This is a genomic window from Eubacterium sp. 14-2 (genome assembly GCF_000403845.2).
GTDB lineage: Bacteria > Bacillota > Clostridia > Lachnospirales > Lachnospiraceae > Petralouisia.
In genome coordinates, this window is sequence record NZ_KE159567.1 from 179,825 (window position 1) to 197,322 (window position 17,498).

Annotated in this window: 17 protein-coding genes; 15 read left to right on the forward strand and 2 right to left on the reverse strand. The window is 48.4% G+C overall.

All coding sequences use genetic code 11. The features are described from left to right. The first annotated feature begins 29 nt into the window (after positions 1-29). The 6 genes from C805_RS08070 (at position 30) to spoVT (ending at position 5,633) form a co-directional block, all read left to right on the forward strand. Positions 30-1,508 (forward strand): efflux RND transporter periplasmic adaptor subunit, encoded by a 1,479-nt coding sequence (locus C805_RS08070; RefSeq protein ID WP_016213307.1) that lies wholly within the window; start codon positions 30-32, stop codon positions 1,506-1,508. Continuing rightward, a complete protein-coding gene (locus C805_RS08075) occupies positions 1,505-2,662 on the forward strand; it encodes a hypothetical protein (RefSeq protein WP_016213308.1) in 1,158 nt (385 codons plus the stop codon). Before C805_RS08070 ends, C805_RS08075 begins: the two co-directional genes overlap by 4 nt. 167 nt (positions 2,663-2,829) lie before the next feature. Next, positions 2,830-3,186 carry an arsenate reductase family protein gene (locus C805_RS08080; RefSeq protein WP_016213309.1) on the forward strand — a complete coding sequence of 119 codons (357 nt, stop codon included), beginning with the start codon at positions 2,830-2,832 and terminating at the stop codon, positions 3,184-3,186. Then, positions 3,183-3,461: an acylphosphatase gene (locus C805_RS08085; RefSeq protein WP_022750858.1), complete on the forward strand. Its 279-nt coding sequence runs from the start codon at positions 3,183-3,185 to the stop codon at positions 3,459-3,461. Before C805_RS08080 ends, C805_RS08085 begins: the two co-directional genes overlap by 4 nt. A 52-nt stretch (positions 3,462-3,513) precedes the next feature. Next, positions 3,514-4,980 (forward strand): polyphosphate:AMP phosphotransferase, encoded by a 1,467-nt coding sequence (gene pap, locus C805_RS08090; RefSeq protein ID WP_016213311.1) that lies wholly within the window; start codon positions 3,514-3,516, stop codon positions 4,978-4,980. A 107-nt stretch (positions 4,981-5,087) separates the two neighbouring features. Further along, on the forward strand, positions 5,088-5,633 hold the full coding sequence (spoVT, locus tag C805_RS08095; RefSeq protein ID WP_016213312.1) for a stage V sporulation protein T: 546 nt from the start codon (positions 5,088-5,090) through the stop codon (positions 5,631-5,633). A 22-nt stretch (positions 5,634-5,655) separates the two neighbouring features. Here the strand turns inward: spoVT and C805_RS0104085 are convergent, their stop codons facing one another. Next, positions 5,656-6,672 carry a polysaccharide deacetylase family protein gene (locus C805_RS0104085; protein WP_016213313.1) on the reverse strand — a complete coding sequence of 339 codons (1,017 nt, stop codon included), beginning with the start codon at positions 6,670-6,672 and terminating at the stop codon, positions 5,656-5,658. 212 nt (positions 6,673-6,884) lie between these two features. Between C805_RS0104085 and C805_RS08100 the strand changes: the two genes are divergently transcribed. The 6 genes from C805_RS08100 (at position 6,885) to pyk (ending at position 13,507) form a co-directional block, all read left to right on the forward strand. Further along, entirely contained in the window at positions 6,885-7,616 is a 732-nt protein-coding gene (locus tag C805_RS08100; RefSeq protein WP_016213314.1) for a DUF308 domain-containing protein, read from the forward strand. Between the two features lie 118 nt (positions 7,617-7,734). Continuing rightward, complete coding sequence (gene nrdD / locus C805_RS08105) at positions 7,735-9,897, forward strand: anaerobic ribonucleoside-triphosphate reductase (protein ID WP_016213315.1); 2,163 nt, start codon at positions 7,735-7,737, stop codon at positions 9,895-9,897. Between the two features lie 75 nt (positions 9,898-9,972). Next, a complete protein-coding gene (nrdG, locus tag C805_RS08110; protein WP_016213316.1) occupies positions 9,973-10,494 on the forward strand; it encodes an anaerobic ribonucleoside-triphosphate reductase activating protein in 522 nt (173 codons plus the stop codon). 14 nt (positions 10,495-10,508) lie between these two features. Continuing rightward, positions 10,509-10,940 (forward strand): hypothetical protein, encoded by a 432-nt coding sequence (locus C805_RS08115; RefSeq protein ID WP_016213317.1) that lies wholly within the window; start codon positions 10,509-10,511, stop codon positions 10,938-10,940. After that, positions 10,921-12,402 carry a L,D-transpeptidase gene (locus C805_RS08120; protein WP_016213318.1) on the forward strand — a complete coding sequence of 494 codons (1,482 nt, stop codon included), beginning with the start codon at positions 10,921-10,923 and terminating at the stop codon, positions 12,400-12,402. Before C805_RS08115 ends, C805_RS08120 begins: the two co-directional genes overlap by 20 nt. Positions 12,403-12,424: 22 nt before the next feature. Beyond that, on the forward strand, positions 12,425-13,507 hold the full coding sequence (pyk, locus tag C805_RS08125; protein ID WP_016213319.1) for a pyruvate kinase: 1,083 nt from the start codon (positions 12,425-12,427) through the stop codon (positions 13,505-13,507). Here the strand turns inward: pyk and C805_RS08130 are convergent. After that, positions 13,504-14,364 (reverse strand): class I SAM-dependent methyltransferase, encoded by an 861-nt coding sequence (locus C805_RS08130; RefSeq protein ID WP_016213320.1) that lies wholly within the window; start codon positions 14,362-14,364, stop codon positions 13,504-13,506. The genes pyk and C805_RS08130 overlap by 4 nt on opposite strands. A 307-nt stretch (positions 14,365-14,671) precedes the next feature. On the opposite strand from C805_RS08130, the gene lgt reads away from it, so the two are divergent. From lgt to C805_RS08145, 3 genes are all read left to right on the forward strand, one after another. Further along, a complete protein-coding gene (gene lgt, locus C805_RS08135) occupies positions 14,672-15,445 on the forward strand; it encodes a prolipoprotein diacylglyceryl transferase (protein ID WP_016213321.1) in 774 nt (257 codons plus the stop codon). Then, a complete protein-coding gene (locus C805_RS08140) occupies positions 15,430-16,767 on the forward strand; it encodes an MATE family efflux transporter (protein WP_016213322.1) in 1,338 nt (445 codons plus the stop codon). The genes lgt and C805_RS08140 overlap by 16 nt, the downstream gene beginning before the upstream one ends. 64 nt (positions 16,768-16,831) lie before the next feature. Continuing rightward, a complete protein-coding gene (locus C805_RS08145; RefSeq protein WP_016213323.1) occupies positions 16,832-17,491 on the forward strand; it encodes a hypothetical protein in 660 nt (219 codons plus the stop codon). Positions 17,492-17,498 lie beyond the last annotated feature (7 nt).

A 17,498-nucleotide genomic window follows, 5' to 3' on the forward strand; every position in this document is an offset into this window, starting at 1 on the left:
CGGACAGAGTATTTCGAAAGGAACAGACCATGGACAGAAAGAAAATATTTGGAATATTCGGCGGATTCCTGGCGGTGATGCTTGGTTTTACCATATTATCCAGAGGGGTGAGCGGGGCATCCATGGCCAGGGTGGAAACAGTGAAGATTTCCACAGGAACCATTGACCATACCGTCACAGGAAGCGGCAGAGTGGAAGCAGGAAAGGAAGTGGCAGTTTATACGGAAAGCGGGCAGCGGGTGAAGGAAATTTTTGTCCGGGAGGGACAGACCGTGGAAGAAGGAGAACTGCTGTTTACCATAGATATGGAAGAACTGGAAGAACAGATTCTGGAAGCCAGACAGGAGATGGAAAAAGCCAGACTGCAGAATCAGGACGCCCAGAGCGCCAGCAGTGTGGAACGAAAGAACCGGGAACTGAGACAGAACCGGGCGCAGGAAGATTACAGCCAGGCAGTTTCTCAGGGAGACGCGCAGGTGGCCGCAGCAAAGGCAGCCCTGGATGAGGCGCAGCAGGCGCTGGAGGAATTTTTGAGCCATCCTGTGCCGGAAGCTGAAAAAGACGGAAATGACAATGGGGCACAGGAGGCATATCATCCGGATGGGGCAGAAGGGGATGGACAGGAAGCAGAAGACCAGGTACAGCCAAAGAAAGACGAAGAGAGCCAGGAACCAGAATCAGCACCAGATGCTTCCGCCCAGGAGACGGAAAAAGCCCGTCTGGAACAGGCGGTATCAGAGGCGCAGGCAGCCTATGAAGCGGCCCTATCCTCACGGGCAGAAAATGTAAAGAATGCCGCCAGAGAGTTAGAGGACGCTTCCCAGCAGAAAGCCGCGGACAGTACCTCAAAGCAGAACGAAATTACCAGGCAGCAGCAGGAGCTGGCATTGAATAAACTGCTGGCTCTGCAGGAGGCGGAAGGGAAAATCACAGCTTCCGTCCGGGGAATGATAACCAACATTTCCATTGTCACAGGGGATTTTACCACAGAGGGAACGGCCATGCGGCTGGCAGACACCTCAAAGGGCGGAAGACTCACGGTGACTGTGGATAAATTTTATGAGGAATATGTCAGCAGTGGAAGTCCGGTTATTATTACCCCCTCCGGCAACAAAGAGAAAATCAGCGGTTATACCGTTGCCGGGGTGACTGAAAATGAAGAAGATGACAGTCTTCTGGACGTGACGGTGGATTTACCGGAGGGCGTGCTGGATGCAGGTGCCAGTGCGGAAGTGGAAATCACTCAGAAATCAGAAAATTACAGTACCGTGATTCCCATTCAGGCATTGCGGGAAGCAGAAAGAGGCTATTATGTGCTGGTGCTGCAGGAAGAACAGGGCGTTATGGGAACAGAACTTGTGGTGAGACGTCTGGAAGTGAAAGTCAGGGACAAAAACGATAGCAAAGCGGCCCTTGAGGACGGAATGCTGACCGGAGACCAGGAGGTGGTCAGCAGCTCCAGCCGGCCGCTGGAAGACGGAAGCAGGGTCAGAAGGAAAGAGTTATGATAAACAGAATCGGGAAATATCTGCTTATGGCAGCAGTTTTCGGAATTACGGCGGCGCTGTCCGGTCTGTCAGCTGCCGCCTGGGGCAGACTGATTTCGGCAGAAGACACGGTGAAATTCTGTCTGAAACAGCCTGTCACTGTTTCGGAGGCTCTGGAGGCGGCAGAGCAGAATCAGCAGATAAAGGAAGCATTTCAGCAGGGAAAAACAGAAACAGGACAGCCTCTGGATTTCTGTATCTGGGGCAGGAAAGAAGATGTGCTGCTGACGAACGGGAATCTGTCCGGACAGGCACAGGCAGACGCTATTTTACTGTGCGGCAATCCGGAACTGGTGTTTGGAGATTCCCGCCTTCCGGCGCCGGAGGATACGGAAGGCTGTCTGACAGATGAAAAGACAGCCTGGGAACTGTTCGGCAGTCTGGATGTGGTGGGAAAGGAGATTACCTGTCAGGAAAAAACCTATACCATCCGAAAGGTGATAGCAGGCCAGGAACCTTTTATCGCCTTCCAGGTAAACCACCTTTCCGAAAAAGGACAAAAAAAGAGTTTTCAGGATTCAAAAACGGATGTTCCGGCAGGAAGTACAGAGGGGAAAAGAGGGCAGGAAGAACTGCTGGACCGGATGGAGGTCAGCCTGCCGGAACATGTGTCAGCCGGCGACCTTCCATCCATCTGCATGAGCCAGCTGGGGATTTCCCCGGAAATTCTGGATCTGGAGCTTTTGCGGGGAATCGGCGGGGCCTGCCTGCTGCTGGCGCCTGTTACAGTCAGTATTTTTTTTGCACGGTATCTCTGGCGGCAGTACAGAGCAGAGAATTCTCTTCCCGAAAAAGCGGCGGCGGCCGGATGCTGCCTGCTGCTGGGAATACTGCTTGTGTTTTTTCTGAAAAATCAGGTGCATATACCCGATGCCTACCTTCCCTCGCGGTGGTCTGAATTTTCTTTCTGGAGCAATTTATGGAAGGAAAAAACAGAAGGGATAAAACTGCTGGTGCAGATGCCGAAATCAGAGCCGGATATTCAGTGGATGAAGGATTTTTCCCGGACAGCCGTGCTGGGACTGCTGGCAGAAGTGTCTGTTGTTATAAGCGGAACCTTTTATTTTGCAGGAAAGGGGCGGGGTCAGCAGAAGGAAACACAGAAAAAGACATAAAAAATGAAATCAGCCATGACTTTTCAATTATGAAGGGTTTTGGCTGATTTCTGTCTGACAATTAAATTGAATTTCGGGATAAGATTTGATATAATAACAGAAGCAATGATAGCTGTACAGAGCCCCCTGGATTCCGGAAATCAGGGGAAGATAAGGAGGAACACAGCATGGAATGTCTGTTTGTGGAATATCCCAAATGTACCACCTGCCAGAAAGCGAAAAAATGGCTGGAAGAGCGGCAGACTGTTTTTGCAGACCGCCATATCAGAGAGCAGAACCCCACCTCGGAGGAATTAAAGGAATGGCATGAAAGAAGCGGCCTGGATATCAAACGTTTTTTCAATACCAGCGGAATGGTGTATAAGGAACTGAAATTAAAGGATCGTCTGCCTCAGATGACACTGGAGGAAAAATATGAGCTCCTTGCCACCGACGGAATGCTGGTGAAAAGGCCCATACTGGTGACAGAGCGGGGCGTCACCACAGGATTTAAACCGGAAGAATGGGAGAAATTACTGGGATGATGGAAATCATACGGGAACATCTGATATTTACCGGAAGGGTACAGGGTGTGGGGTTTCGTTTTAAAGCACAGCACCTGGCCAGACATTACGGAGTAACCGGCTGGATACGAAATAATTACGACGGGTCTGTGGAGGCCCAGATGCAGGGCCGGGAAGAAGAACTGGACAAAATCATTCAGTCTCTGCAGCAGGATTCCTATATACGCATAGACTGGATTACCAGAAATCGCATAGAGACAGAGTCGGGGGAACGGAGTTTTTCCGTAAGACACTGACAGGAATCATACCCTGTCTGAGCGGCGGGGTATCAGAAAAGGAGGAGAAGTTATGTTAAAAAACTGGAACAGGCCGGAGAAACCGGAGGAAGAGGAACTGGAGGAGCGCCTCAGAGCGGCCAGGGCAAAACTGGGGGCCCAGCAGATGCTGATTAAAGAGCATAAACTGCCGGTGTTTGTGTTATTTGAAGGCTGGGGTACAGCGGGAAAAGGCAGTATCCTGGGGAAGATTATCCGGGACATTGACCCCAGATTTTTCAAGGTGGCAACCATGGACATCCCCACAGAGGAAGAAAAGCGGAAACCATTTCTGTATCGGTATTTTGTGAAAATTCCGGAAGCAGGTAAGTTCTGTTTTCTGGATTCCGGATGGATGGATGAAGTAACCCGCGGATGCCTGCACGGGGAAACGAAAGAAAAGAGGTACAAAGAGCGGATTGACAGTGTAAAGCGGTTTGAGCGCCAGCTGACAGACAACGGCTATCTTGTTATGAAGTTTTTCTTCCACATCAGTCAGAAAGAACAGAAAAAGCGTCTGAAAGGGCTGGAGAAGGACGCAAATACAAGCTGGCGCGTCAGCGAAAATGACGCCTGGCAGAACAGGCATTACGATAAATGCCTGAAAGTTTATGACAGATACTTAAACGATACTAACGCTTCCACTTCACCCTGGTATATTGTAGACGCAAAAAGCAAAAAATGGGCCCAGTTACAGGTGCTGGAAACACTGGTAAGCGGAATTGAGACGGCGCTGAAGAACAGCGCCATGGCAGTACCCCTTCTGCAGAATGTATTTCCTGTGGAAAAAGTACCGAAACTGTCGGAAATTACACTGGACAAGGTTCTGACAGACGAGGAATACAAACGGGAGCTTGATGTACTGCAGAACAGGCTGCGTGTGCTGCACAATGAGATTTATCGGAAAAAGATTCCTGTGGTTATTGCCTATGAAGGCTGGGATGCAGCCGGAAAGGGCGGAAATATCAAGCGGATTACCGGAGCCCTTGACCCAAGAGGCTATGAGGTTCATCCTGTTGCAAGCCCGGAGCCCCATGAGAAGGCAAGGCATTATCTGTGGCGGTTCTGGAACCGTCTGCCCAAAACGGGCCATGTGGCCATTTTTGACCGGACCTGGTACGGAAGGGTTATGGTAGAACGTCTGGAAGGGTTCTGCAGCGAAAATGACTGGCAGCGGGCCTATAACGAAATCAATGAATTTGAAAAGGAACTGGCTGACTGGGGCGCGGTGATTATCAAATTCTGGGTACAGATTGATAAGGACGTTCAGTTGCAGCGTTTCACCGACCGTCAGAACACGCCGGAAAAACAGTGGAAAATTACGGAAGAAGACTGGCGGAACCGGGAAAAATGGGATTTGTATGAGACAGCAGTAAACGAAATGATGAAGAAAACCAGTACCACTTACGCACCCTGGCATGTACTGGAATCCAATGATAAAAAATATGCCAGAATTAAGGCGCTTCGGATCGTAATCGAGGAGATTGAGAAAGTTCTTTAAAGACAGAAAACTGCCGCGGAAAAATAAAAAATCAGGTATAAAATGCCTCCGTTTACAGATACTAGTATCGAAAAAAGATAAGAGATTTGTAAATGGAGGATTTTATTATGAAAGCAACAGGAATTGTTCGAAGAATAGATGATCTGGGAAGAGTGGTAGTGCCAAAGGAAATTCGCCGTACCCTGAGAATCCGGGAAGGAGATCCCCTGGAAATTTTTACAGACCGGGAAGGGGAGATTATTCTGAAAAAATATTCTCCCATTGGGGAACTGGGCCAGTTTGCAGGACTGTATGCGGAAAGCCTTGCCCAGACCAGCGGATGCCTGGTGTGCATTACTGATAAAGACCATGTGATTGCGGCGGCAGGAGCCGGGAAAAAGGAATTTGACGGTAAGCCCATCAGCAAACAGCTGGAAAACGTAATCACAGACCGGGAAACCTTTTATGCCCAGAAAGACGAAAAGGGATTTGTCAAAATCACCCTGGACGACTCAGGAGAATTTCAGTCCCAGGTAGTGTCCACCATTATTTCAGAAGGAGATGCTATCGGCTCCGTGGTCATGTATAATAAGGAAGAAACCGGCATGGGTGAAACGGAAAGCAAGCTGGCCAGAGTGGCGGCCGGATTTCTTGGAAAACAGATGGAGCAGTAGCTTTCTCTGTTTTCCGGAACAGTTACGGTTCAGATTTTCGATATTGTACAGGCTCTGAATTCTGATCCAGAGAACGGAAATCATAGCCTTTTTCAGAGAGGGTTTTCAGGACGGTGGGAAGGGCTGCCAGAGTGGCGTCTTTTCCCCGGCCGTCATGCATCAGTACCACGGGATTATCTACATATCCCACTGTGGAACAGATATTGTCAATGATATTCTGAGATGTGGTCAGATTACTTCCGTCACCGGAACTGACGTTCCAGTCATAAAAGGTAAATCCCCGGCGCTCCATTTCCCGGATAATATTTCTGACAACATAGGAGGAGCCATTGGTGCTGCCGCCAGGAAAACGGAAGAGACAGGGAGAATAGCCGGTTTCCTCATATACCCAGTCATATACTTTTTCATAATCAGCCAGAAAAGCATCCACGGAGCGGTAAATCTGATTGTAGTTGTGGCTGTAGGAATGAAGGGCCAGGGTATGTCCCCGTTCCACAATTTCCGATAAATATTCTGCATATTCTTCATTATTTTTGCCCACTACAAAAAAAGTCGCATGGGCGTCATATTCATCCAGCAAATCCAGCACTTTCGGAGTCAGTGAGGAAGGGCCGTCGTCGAAGGTGAGATAGACGTATTTCTGCCCGGTCTGGACAGGAAGGTTATCCTTATCTGCATACAGGTCCGGATAAGGGTCGTTTCCGGTATTGCTGCCGGCATAAATGCCGTCTTTTCCAGTTCTGTCAGTATGTTCAGAGTCTTCCGTCTCATCCTCATCAAAATCCTGAATCTGCTCCGATAATTCAGAAATATAATCTTTCTGTCCCGCAATGTATTTTTCACGATCCTCTAACCGGGCGGCGCTGTCTTCCAGTTCCTCATTCAGTTCCGCTTTATCCTCCTGCAGATGAAAGGCTTCCGCCTCCAGCTTCTGAAAGCGTCTGTCCAGATTCCGGTACTGAAAGGCCAGGAATCCGCAGATGCATAAGAATACAGCGGAACAGGATATTGCAAAAATAAAAGGTAATTTCTTTTTCATACTCATTCTCCTCTTTTCAGGACTTATATGGACAGTTACCAGTATAGCCAGAAGGAAGAAAGACAACAATGGCCCGGTGATTAGAATTTTTAACAGTATTGGGGGATGGCCCGGAGGCTGGACATACCCAGGGAAAGCCTTGATTTTCTTGCAAAACTGTTCTAATATAAGTGCATGGAACTGTCTTTTCAAAAGAAAAAGGAGCGTGAAATATGAATGAAAAAAAGAAAAGCCTGTTCAGCACCGTAGTGGTATCCCTGATTGCCGCCATATCCATTGTGGTGGCAGCGCTGATCCTCTTTGTCCCCCGGATTGAGGTAATAGATATCTGCTATTTTATCTGCGGATTTGTGGTGGTGCTGGGAATTTATATGATCGTGCGGTATTTTATGACGGGCGGTTATGAGAGACTCAATGAGTATGGATTTTCAGAAGGGGTGCTGTTTGTGCTGCTGGGAATCTGCGGCCTGGTCAGCGCAGAGCGCATTGCAGTGTCCTTTCTGACAGCCCTGGGGCTTCTGCTGCTGCTGTCCGGTGTAATCAAACTGCAGTACGCACTGGATTTAAAATGTATGGAAGACCGGGCCTGGGCAGGATTTTTTGCAGTGACCATTGTGCTGCTGGGATTCAGCGTTTCCGTCATTCTGAATCCTTTTGAAGACATGATATTTTACCAGAACTATACGGCTGTTATTCTTCTGGCAGACGGAATGGTGGAGATTGTCAATATTCTTTATCTTAATTTCCGCACCAGAGCTTATCAGGAGCGGAGCGCAGGAAAGAAAACAGATGACCTGGGAGAACATCCGGAATGGAAAAAAACCAGAGAGCAGCCGGAGTCCGGAAAGCCCAAAAATCCCCCGGAACCGGAGGATTTTCCGGAAGAGGAAGAACTGGAAGTGTACCGGGGAGAGGTGGAACCTGCAGAACATGAAGAAACATAGCGACAAAATCCTGCTTTTTTCATCTTGATTTTTTATACAGATAATACTATAATAAACAGGCATATATAGTGTTGGGATATGGGTATAGTACCATATTTAGTGTTTTGGAGGAAGCAGAATGAAAATTATTAAGAGAAGCGGAAAAGAAACAGCCTTTGACGCAGGAAAAATCACCGATGCAGTTACAAAAGCAAACAGAGAAGTGGCGGAGAAGGACAGGCTTTCTCAGGAACAGATGGAAGGAATTGCAGAGCGGATTTCTGATATCTGCGAACATATGGATCGCACCTATAATGTGGAAGAAATTCAGGATATGGTGGAAAATGAAATTATGGGGTATAAGGCCTATGAAGTTGCCAGAAAATATATTACCTACCGTTATAAACGGGCACTGGTACGAAAATCCAATTCCACGGATCAGCAGATTTTAAGTCTGATTGAATGCAGCAATGAAGAAATCAAACAGGAAAATTCCAATAAAAATCCCATTGTAAACAGTGTTCAGCGGGATTATATGGCCGGAGAAGTCAGCAAGGACATTACAAAGCGGTTTCTGCTGCCGGAAAAAATAGTACGTGCGCATGAGGAAGGAATCCTTCATTTTCATGACGCAGATTATTTTGCGCAGCATATGCATAACTGCTGTCTGGTAAATCTCGAAGACATGCTTCAGAACGGTACAGTAATCAGTGAAACCATGATTGAGAAGCCAAAGAGCTTTTCCACCGCCTGCAATGTGGCAACCCAGGCCATTGCCCAGATTGCCAGTTCCCAGTATGGCGGACAGAGCATTACCCTGTCCCATCTGGCTCCTTTTGTGGAGGTGAGCCGGCAGAAACTTAGAAAAATTGTGGAGCGGGAGTTTGCCGCTGCAGGCCTTGTACTGGAAGAAGATAAAATCAATGAAGTAGCGGAACTGCGGGTAAAAGAAGAAATCCGACGGGGCGTTCAGATGATACAGTATCAGGTGATCACCCTGATGACCACCAACGGGCAGGCTCCCTTTGTGACGGTATTCATGTATCTGAATGAAGTGGAGGAGGGACGTCTCAGGGATGACCTGGCGCTGGTTATCCGGGAAATGCTGCTCCAGCGTATGCAGGGAGTGAAAAATGAGAAGGGCGTATACATTACCCCCGCTTTTCCCAAGTTGATTTATGTGCTGGAAGAAAATAATATCCGGGAAGGAAGCCCCTACTGGGAGCTTACCAGACTTGCGGCAAAGTGTACCGCCAGACGGATGGTGCCGGATTACATTTCGGAAAAGGTTATGAAGGAAAATAAAGAAGGCAACTGTTATCCCTGTATGGGCTGCCGCTCTTTCCTGACGGTGTATCACGACCAGGCGGGAAATCCAAAATTTTACGGAAGGTTCAATCAGGGGGTGGTAACTCTGAACCTGGTGGACGTGGCCTGCTCTTCCGGCGGGGACAGGGAACGTTTCCTGGAAATCCTGGAAGAGCGGATGGAGCTGTGCCGGGAGGCGCTGATGCTGCGCCATAACCGGCTGAAGGGAACCCTTTCTGATGTGGCGCCTATTCTGTGGCAGTACGGCGCCCTGGCCCGGCTGAAAAAGGGCGAGGTAATAGATAAGCTGCTTTACGGCGGATATTCCACCATATCTCTGGGGTATGCAGGACTTTGCGAGTGTACCAGATACATGACGGGAAAATCCCATACAGCTCCGGAAGGAACCGCTTTTGCACTGGACGTGATGCAGCGTCTGAATCAGGCCTGCAGGCGGTGGCAGGATGAGACGGATATTGCATTCAGCCTGTATGGAACGCCTCTGGAGTCCACCACCTATAAATTTGCAAAATGTCTGCAGCGGCGGTTTGGCGTGATTGAAGGGGTGACAGACCGGAATTATATCACCAACAGTTATCATATTCATGTGACAGAAGAAATAGATGCTTTCAGCAAGCTGACCTTTGAGTCCCAGTTTCAGAAACTGTCTCCGGGAGGCGCGGTAAGCTATGTGGAGGTGCCCAATATGCAGGGCAATATTGAGGCGGTGCTGACGGTTATGCAGCATATTTATGATAATATCATGTACGGGGAACTGAATACCAAAAGCGATTACTGCCAGGTATGCGGCTACGAAGGGGAAATTAAGATTGTATCTGATACGGACGGCAAGCTGGTATGGGAATGCCCTAACTGCCGGAACCGGGAGGAAGACAGGATGAATGTGGCCCGCAGAACCTGCGGTTATATTGGAACCCAGTTCTGGAACCAGGGCAGAACCCAGGAAATCCAGGAACGGGTACTGCACCTGTAAAAAGGAATGATGAACCGAAATCAGAACAGGAAAGCACCCGTGGAATGAGAACAGGACAGGAGCAGGAGAACGCATATGAATTACGGGGAAATTAAAAAGACGGACATTGGCAACGGAGAAGGCGTAAGGGTTTCCCTGTTTGTCTCCGGCTGCACCCATCACTGCCAGGGGTGTTTTAACCGCGAAACCTGGGATTTTTCATACGGGAAGCCGTTTACAGAAGAGACACAGCAGGAAATAGTCAGATTGTTAAATGCTGATTATATTTCCGGATTATCCATTTTGGGCGGGGAGCCTTTTGAACCGGAAAATCAGAGAGCGCTGCTTCCCCTTCTTCGTCAGGTAAAAGAGCGGTATCCGGGAAAAAATATCTGGTGCTATACGGGATATCTTTTTGACCGGGAGCTGTTAAAGGAGAGCAGAGCCAGATGCGAGGTTACAGACGAAATCCTTTCGCTGACGGACGTACTGGTAGATGGAGAATTTATACAGGAACAGAGAAATATTTCTCTGAGGTTTCGCGGCTCAGAGAATCAGAGGATCATAGATGTGCCGAAAAGTCTGAAGGAGGGCAGGGTATGTCTGAAAGAGGAGTAATATAAGGGAGAATTATGAGATACAATGGGGAAGAAAAAACGTATTTTAAAGTGGTGCTGATAAAAGTTCATACGGGGGATTACTGTATTATCAAGGGGCCGGAGGAGGAAAAACGCCTGGCTGAAATTCTGCAGAACGACTATAATTCCACGAAATACGAAAAAATGATTCAGCTTCTTGGGGCGGAAGTGGTACAGAGAGAACATCAGCAAGAGTTCCGGTCCAGATTTTCCGCAGAATCTGTTTTAAAGGAATTTGAGAAAGGAAAGTCTGTCATAGAGTATTCTTATATGAGAATCATTGACGGTGTACAGAGAGCAGTAAGCGCGAGGATTTATCCCAGGACGGGACAGGGAGAGAAAACGGAGGAATTCATGGTATATGTGACAATCGAAAGACAGACTGAGACAGAAATGAGGAATGCAGATGTGGGAACAGGAGCGTAGGAGAAGAAAGAGAATCAAAATTGCAGCCGGTGCGGCAGGTGTTGTTTTGCTTTTGGCAGCCGTTTATTTCGGCATGGCTTTTTATTTTACCAGCCATTTTTTCTTTCGCACCAGAATCAACGGATGGAAAACAGGGGGCATGAATCTGGAAAAAGCTGAGAACAAAGTGGGAGATGGTGTGGAGGATTATCTTCTGACGGTATTTGACCGGGACGGAGGGAAGCATCATATTTACGGACAGGACATTGACTGTGAATATGTGCCGGATGGTTCCGTGGAAAAACTGCTGAAACAGCAGAATCCTTTCCGATGGATTGTGGCGGTATTTCAGCCAAAGCAGTGGGAAGTTCCGGTGACCATGAAATATAAGGAAGAATTAATTTCCGGTGCAGTTGCCGGAATGGACTGCTTCCAGGAAGAGAATATTAAAGAGCCGGAAAATGCGGAAATCAGGCTGGGAGAAGACGGTTACTATGTGGAGCCGGAAGAAAAGGGAACCCGCATGATTCCGGAACAGGTGCTGGAAAAGGTAAAGCAGGCTGTTTCAGCAGGTGATACGCAGGTAACGCTGGGAGAGGAAGATTATATCAATCCGGAGTATACCAGGGAAAGCGAAGTGGTACTGGAGGCCATGAACCGGATTCAAAGATATGAAAATGCGGAAATTACCTATGAAATAAAGGATTATGAGGAAAAACTGGACAGAGAGAAAATCAGGAGCTTTATACAGGTGGGAGATTTGTATGACGTCTCTTTGAAAACGGGCGAAATAGAAAAATATGCCCAGTATCTTGCCAGTACTTATAATACATATGCAGACGTGCGTGCTTTTCAGACTTCTTCCGGCGATACCATAGAAATCGGCGGCGGTGATTACGGGTGGATTGTAAATAAACCTGGAGAGGCAGAGCAGATAAAAACAGATCTGGAAGCCGGGGAACCGGTAAGCCGTGAACCCATGTATTCCCAGAGGCCTTTCGCAGAGGGAAAAAACGATATCGGAAATACTTACATCGAGATTGATTATACCGGGCAGCATCTCTGGTACTATGAGAATGGAACACTGGTGACGGAAACAGACGTGGTAACGGGAAATGTAAGCCAGGACAACGGTTCGCCGGACGGAGTGTTTAAGATTGTCTACAAAGAAAGCCCCGCAGTTCTGAAGGGGGAGGACTATGAATCAGACGTAACATACTTCATGCCTTTTGCCTATAATGTGGGTATACACGACGCCTCCTGGAGAAATGGAAATTTCGGCGGTGATATTTACAAATCCAGCGGTTCTCACGGATGTATCAACGCCCCTCTGGAGATTGCCACCATTCTCTATGAGAAAGTGAAAGTGGGAACGCCGGTGATTGCCTATTACCGGGAGCCGGTGGAGCTTTCCGCAGAAAATGCAAAAATTTCCAATGCATTTTCCTATGTGGAACCGGAAGAAGAGGAAAATCAGGAATAATACAGCAGAAAAGGGAGCGGATATGAGCAGGACTGATATTTATGGAACCATAGGGCCTTCCTGTGGAAATCAGGAAATACTTACGGAAATGTTCCGGCTGGGAATGGATGGGATTCGCCTGAACCTGTCCCACGGGGAGCTGGAGGCGTCCGGAGAATGGACGGAGATGATAAAAAAGGCTGCTTATGCCGCCGGAAAAAAGCCCGGACTGCTGATAGATCTCCAGGGGCCGGAGCTTCGAATCGGAACGTTTAAGGAGCCATTTACCCTGACCCAGGGAGCATGGGCGGAACTTGGGGCCGGAGAAGGAGATATTCCTCTGCCGGAGATTTTACTTTCGTCCCTCCCGGACACAGCGAAAAAAGAGTCTGCTTTCCCCGGAGGTACCGAGGGAGAATCTGCTGATTTCTGGAAACAGGGGCAGGAAATTCTGTTGGATGACGGTAAAATTCAGCTTGAACTGGAAGAAGTTACGAAAACCGGTGTCCGCTGTAAGGTTTTGCGGGGCGGTGTTCTGCAGCCCAGAAAAAGTATTGCCCTGCCGGGAGCAGCCCTGCACCTTTCGACCCTGACGGAAAGCGACAGGCGGAATCTTGCAGCAGCCGTTTCCCATGGCGTTACCGGCGTCATGCTGCCTTTTGTGCGGAATGCAGAGGATTTAAAAGAGTTAAAACAGGAATTAATAAAAGCGAATGCGCCTGATATAGAAATATTTGCAAAAATAGAGAATATGGAAGGGGTGCGGAATCTGGAAAATCTTCTGCCCTGGGCGGATGTGATTGTAATTGCCAGGGGAGATCTGGGGAACAGCATGCCTCTGTGGGAGCTTCCCCCGGTTCAGGCCCGGATTGCCGAAGCGTGCCGCAGAGCCGGAAAACCTTTCCTGGTGGTTACCCAGATGCTTGCCTCCATGGAGGAGCGGGAAATTCCCACCAGAGCGGAAGTGTCTGATATTTTCCGGGCGGTGGCAGAAGGGGCCGCAGGAGTAATGGTAACAGGAGAAACGGCAGTGGGCCCATATCCGCTGGAAGTTATCCGCTATCTGTCCAATACGGTAAGAGAGGCAAAACGGTATTGCAGCGGCGGGGAACCTGTACCGTATTAACTGGCTTCCCACCTTCCGCTGGCTCCGCAGGGAAGTACCAGCCCGTTGGAAGAAACCGGGAGGCCGATTTCCTGAGCTTCTGTGATTCCGTGAAAATTTCTTAATTCTGTTCCAAGCATGTATGCAAGTACTGCAGGCTGCAGCCCGGTAGTATAAGAGTTAATCAGGAAAAATAAAGGCTGATTTGATAAAAGCTGACTGCAGAGTTTTATCAGGGCATGAATATTATCTTCTATTTTCCAGATTTCTCCTTTGGGGCCTCTGCCATAAGAGGGGGGATCCATAATGACAGCGTCATAGTGGTTGCCTCTGCGGATTTCACGTTCCACAAATTTCACGCAGTCGTCTACAATCCAGCGGATGGGAGCTTCAGAAAGTCCGGAGGCGGCAGCATTTTCTTTTGCCCAGGTGACCATGCCTTTGGAAGCATCCACATGGGTAACGCTGGCTCCCGCAGCGGCGGCCGATAATGTGGCCCCTCCGGTATAGGCAAAAAGATTCAGAACTTTCACAGGGCGCTGTGCATTTCTGATTTTCTCTCCAAACCAGTCCCAGTTTACAGCCTGCTCCGGGAACAGGCCGGTATGTTTAAAACTGAATGGTTTCAGGTGGAAAGTAAGGGAACCATAATGGAGATCCCACTGCTGAGGCAGGTCAAAAAATTCCCATTCACCGCCGCCTTTTTTACTGCGGTGATAATGGGCGTTGGGGTGTTTCCAGCCCTGATGATTTTCAGGAGTATCCCATATTACCTGGGGGTCCGGCCTTACCAGAAGGTATTTGCCCCAGCGTTCTAATTTTTCTCCTCTGGAACAGTCAATAACTTCATATTCTTTCCATTGATTGGCAATCCACATATCACAGGTCCTTTCTTAGTTTTGTATGCAAAATGAAACTATGTTCTGATAAGTACAGAATTCAGGTGTTAAAAGCACCTTGCATATTATAGCACATTAATTTGGAAATGTTTAGTGATTTTGCAGTTTATCTGAATCCGTATTTTTAAACTGTTACAATGAAAATCGGGAACCAGGAAGATGTGTTTGCAAACTATGTATAAACAGAAACTGGCAGGTCTGGTACAATAAAAATGGTTCACAGAAACGGAGAAGTTTGTTACAATAGACTGAGGATTGTACAACAAATGGAAAACTGGAGGAAATTATGATTAATGATATTCACATTGGCCCCCTGACCATACATCTGTATGGCGTTATGGTGGCAATCGGTTACATGAGCGCACTGCTCATCAGCGAAAGACGTGCTAAAAAGCAGGGACTGAACCCGGATATTCTGTTTGGAATTTTCTGGTGTGCAGTGCTGGGGGGAGCAGCGGGCAGTAAACTTCTATATTATACCGTGAGTTTTCAGGATATTTTGAAGGACCCTTCTATTCTGTGGAATTTTCAGAATGGATGGGTGGTGTATGGAGGAATAATCGGCGGGGTGGCAGCCGGCTGGGGCTATTGCCGCTATAAAAAAGCAGATTTTCTGTCTTATCTGGATCTGGTGCTGCCGGCGGTGGCTTTTGCACAGGGCTGCGGGCGAATTGGCTGCTTTTTTGCCGGGTGCTGTTACGGAAGGGAGACAGATTCGGCATTCAGTATTCAATACTGGCAGTCAGATTATGCGCCAAATGGTGTGAAACTGATTCCCACCCAGATTTATTCCAGTATTGGTGATTTTGCCATGGCGTTTCTTCTGATGGCATATGCGAAAAGGAACCCCCAAAAAGGAAAGGTGTCGGCTGTTTACTGTATTCTTTACAGTATCGGAAGATTTATCATAGAAATGCTGCGAAATGATTACCGGGGAACCTTTGGATTTCTGTCTACGTCCCAGCTGATTTCTGTTTTCATTCTGATTTTGGGAATTGGAATGTTTCTGTGGACGGGAAAACATTCCGGAAAGGATGAAGAGGAATGGACCGGGATTTAACCAGAGGGCCCATTATGGCCTCCATGCTGAAATTTGCGGTTCCCATGATTCTTGGGAATCTGCTGCAGCAATGCTATAATGTGGCCGATACGCTGATTGTGGGAAAATTTCTGGGAAGCAATGCTCTGGCGGCTGTGGGATCTGCCTTTACGCTGATGACCTTTCTGACGTCCGTACTCCTGGGACTCTGCATGGGAAGCGGCGCAGTGTTTTCCATCCGTTTTGGCCGGCGGGATGAACAGGGACTTGCGGAGAGTATCCGCGGGTCTTTTGTATTAATAGGAACACTGACAGTTCTGCTGAATCTGGCCGCTTTTGCCTGCCTGGATGGAATCCGTGTCTTTCTTCAGGTGCCAGAAGAGGTGTGGGGTTATATGCGGGAATATCTGGCTGTTATTTTCTGGGGAATTACAGCCACATTTCTCTATAATTATATTGCCTCTTTTCTGCGCGCAGTGGGAAATTCTGTGGTACCGCTGGTATTTCTGGCTGCTTCTTCTGTGCTGAATATCCTGCTTGATTTGTGGTTTGTGCTGGAGCTTGGACAGGGAGTGGCAGGTGCAGCCAGAGCCACGGTGATTTCCCAGTATATTTCCGGTGTGGGAATTGTGATATACGGGATGGGGCGCTGTCCTCAGCTTCGGGCTGTCCGGAGATTCTGGCAGATTCCTCCGGAATGCGTCAGGGAAATTGCGGGATTCTCCATACTGACCTGTGTGCAGCAGTCCGTGATGAATCTTGGGATTCTCATGGTACAGGGGCTGGTGAACAGTTTTGGTCCTGCCATTATGGCAGCCTTTGCGGCGGCAGTGAAAATTGACGCCTTTGCCTATATGCCGGTACAGGATTTCGGCAATGCATGTTCCACATTTCTTGCTCAGAATTATGGGGCCAGGAAGGAAGAACGCATCCGGAAAGGACTGAAAGGAGCGCTGCTTACATCCATGGCCTTTTGCATTGTGGTTTCAGCCCTTGTCTGGGTATTCGCCCGGCCGCTGATGACGCTGTTTGTGGACTCGTCGGAAACAGAAGTGATAATGGAAGGGGTGCGGTACCTGCGGATTGAAGGCGCTTTCTACTGCGGAATCGGCTGCCTGTTTCTGCTGTATGGTCTGTACCGGGCATTGGGCAGGCCTGGCATGTCTGTAGTGCTCACGGTAATTTCCCTTGGTACACGGGTGGTACTGGCCTATGTGCTCTCAGCAGTACCGGCCTTTGGGGTGACGGGAATCTGGTGGTCCGTTCCCATTGGATGGTTTCTGGCGGATGCAGTGGGACTGATTTATTACAGAAAAAAGGACACATGGAAAACAGTGGCCTGATTCTTTCCGCCTGCCGATATAACTGTAAGAACCATGTTGTGTCAGTCAGACGGGAGGAATGAGCATGAACATTAATATAAACAGGACGAATTCGGATTCAGGAGCAGCAAAAAGAAAAAACGGTGATTTACTGGTAGATATCAATCAGGTAATACGCAATCTGACCGGAGTGGAAACAGATGATACTAAAAAATCACTCCTGCAGAAGCTGCTGGAGCCTGAGGAAGTGGAAGAAGGGGAACGTGACACCAGAAAGGCCCTGCAGATTGCAAAAAAGATTGCCAGAGGAGAGTCCGTAACGCCGCAGGAGCGGGAACTGCTGCGGCGGGTGAATCCACAGCTTGCACAGATGGCGGAACTTGCCCGGAAAGAAGGGGAGAGGATAAAACATGCCCTTCAGCAGGCTTCCTCCAAAGAAGAACAGCAGACTATTGTGCAGCAGGCATATCAGCAGGTTGCAGAAGTGACGAAGAAAAATCCCCAGTTTGGAGAGCTGCTGGGAGAAGCTGTGAAAGCGGCCATTAAGGATGCAAAAGAAGATCCCCGGTTTATGAATAAGCCGGAAGTGGAGCAGGCTAAGGAAAATCCCGGGCAGCCCATGGAAGCGGATAATAATTTTCATCCGGAGAAGAAGCTGCCGGAGTCAGCAGAGGACAGACAGGAAGAGGTTCTGCAGCAGTTTTATCCGGAAGAACGGGTTTCTGTGATGGACTGCAAAGGGTAATACCAAC

Coding starts and splice junctions, on each gene's coding strand:
- nrdG (WP_016213316.1), top strand. CDS start 9,973: ATGAATTACGGGGAAATTAAAAAGACGGACATTGGCAACGGAGAAGGC.
- C805_RS08100 (WP_016213314.1), top strand. CDS start 6,885: ATGAATGAAAAAAAGAAAAGCCTGTTCAGCACCGTAGTGGTATCCCTG.
- pap (WP_016213311.1), top strand. CDS start 3,514: ATGTTAAAAAACTGGAACAGGCCGGAGAAACCGGAGGAAGAGGAACTG.
- C805_RS08140 (WP_016213322.1), top strand. CDS start 15,430: ATGGACCGGGATTTAACCAGAGGGCCCATTATGGCCTCCATGCTGAAA.
- C805_RS08115 (WP_016213317.1), top strand. CDS start 10,509: ATGAGATACAATGGGGAAGAAAAAACGTATTTTAAAGTGGTGCTGATA.
- C805_RS08130 (WP_016213320.1), bottom strand. CDS start 14,364: ATGTGGATTGCCAATCAATGGAAAGAATATGAAGTTATTGACTGTTCC.
- C805_RS08080 (WP_016213309.1), top strand. CDS start 2,830: ATGGAATGTCTGTTTGTGGAATATCCCAAATGTACCACCTGCCAGAAA.
- C805_RS0104085 (WP_016213313.1), bottom strand. CDS start 6,672: ATGAAAAAGAAATTACCTTTTATTTTTGCAATATCCTGTTCCGCTGTA.
- C805_RS08070 (WP_016213307.1), top strand. CDS start 30: ATGGACAGAAAGAAAATATTTGGAATATTCGGCGGATTCCTGGCGGTG.
- C805_RS08145 (WP_016213323.1), top strand. CDS start 16,832: ATGAACATTAATATAAACAGGACGAATTCGGATTCAGGAGCAGCAAAA.
- pyk (WP_016213319.1), top strand. CDS start 12,425: ATGAGCAGGACTGATATTTATGGAACCATAGGGCCTTCCTGTGGAAAT.
- C805_RS08085 (WP_022750858.1), top strand. CDS start 3,183: ATGATGGAAATCATACGGGAACATCTGATATTTACCGGAAGGGTACAG.
- lgt (WP_016213321.1), top strand. CDS start 14,672: ATGATTAATGATATTCACATTGGCCCCCTGACCATACATCTGTATGGC.
- C805_RS08075 (WP_016213308.1), top strand. CDS start 1,505: ATGATAAACAGAATCGGGAAATATCTGCTTATGGCAGCAGTTTTCGGA.
- nrdD (WP_016213315.1), top strand. CDS start 7,735: ATGAAAATTATTAAGAGAAGCGGAAAAGAAACAGCCTTTGACGCAGGA.
- spoVT (WP_016213312.1), top strand. CDS start 5,088: ATGAAAGCAACAGGAATTGTTCGAAGAATAGATGATCTGGGAAGAGTG.
- C805_RS08120 (WP_016213318.1), top strand. CDS start 10,921: ATGTGGGAACAGGAGCGTAGGAGAAGAAAGAGAATCAAAATTGCAGCC.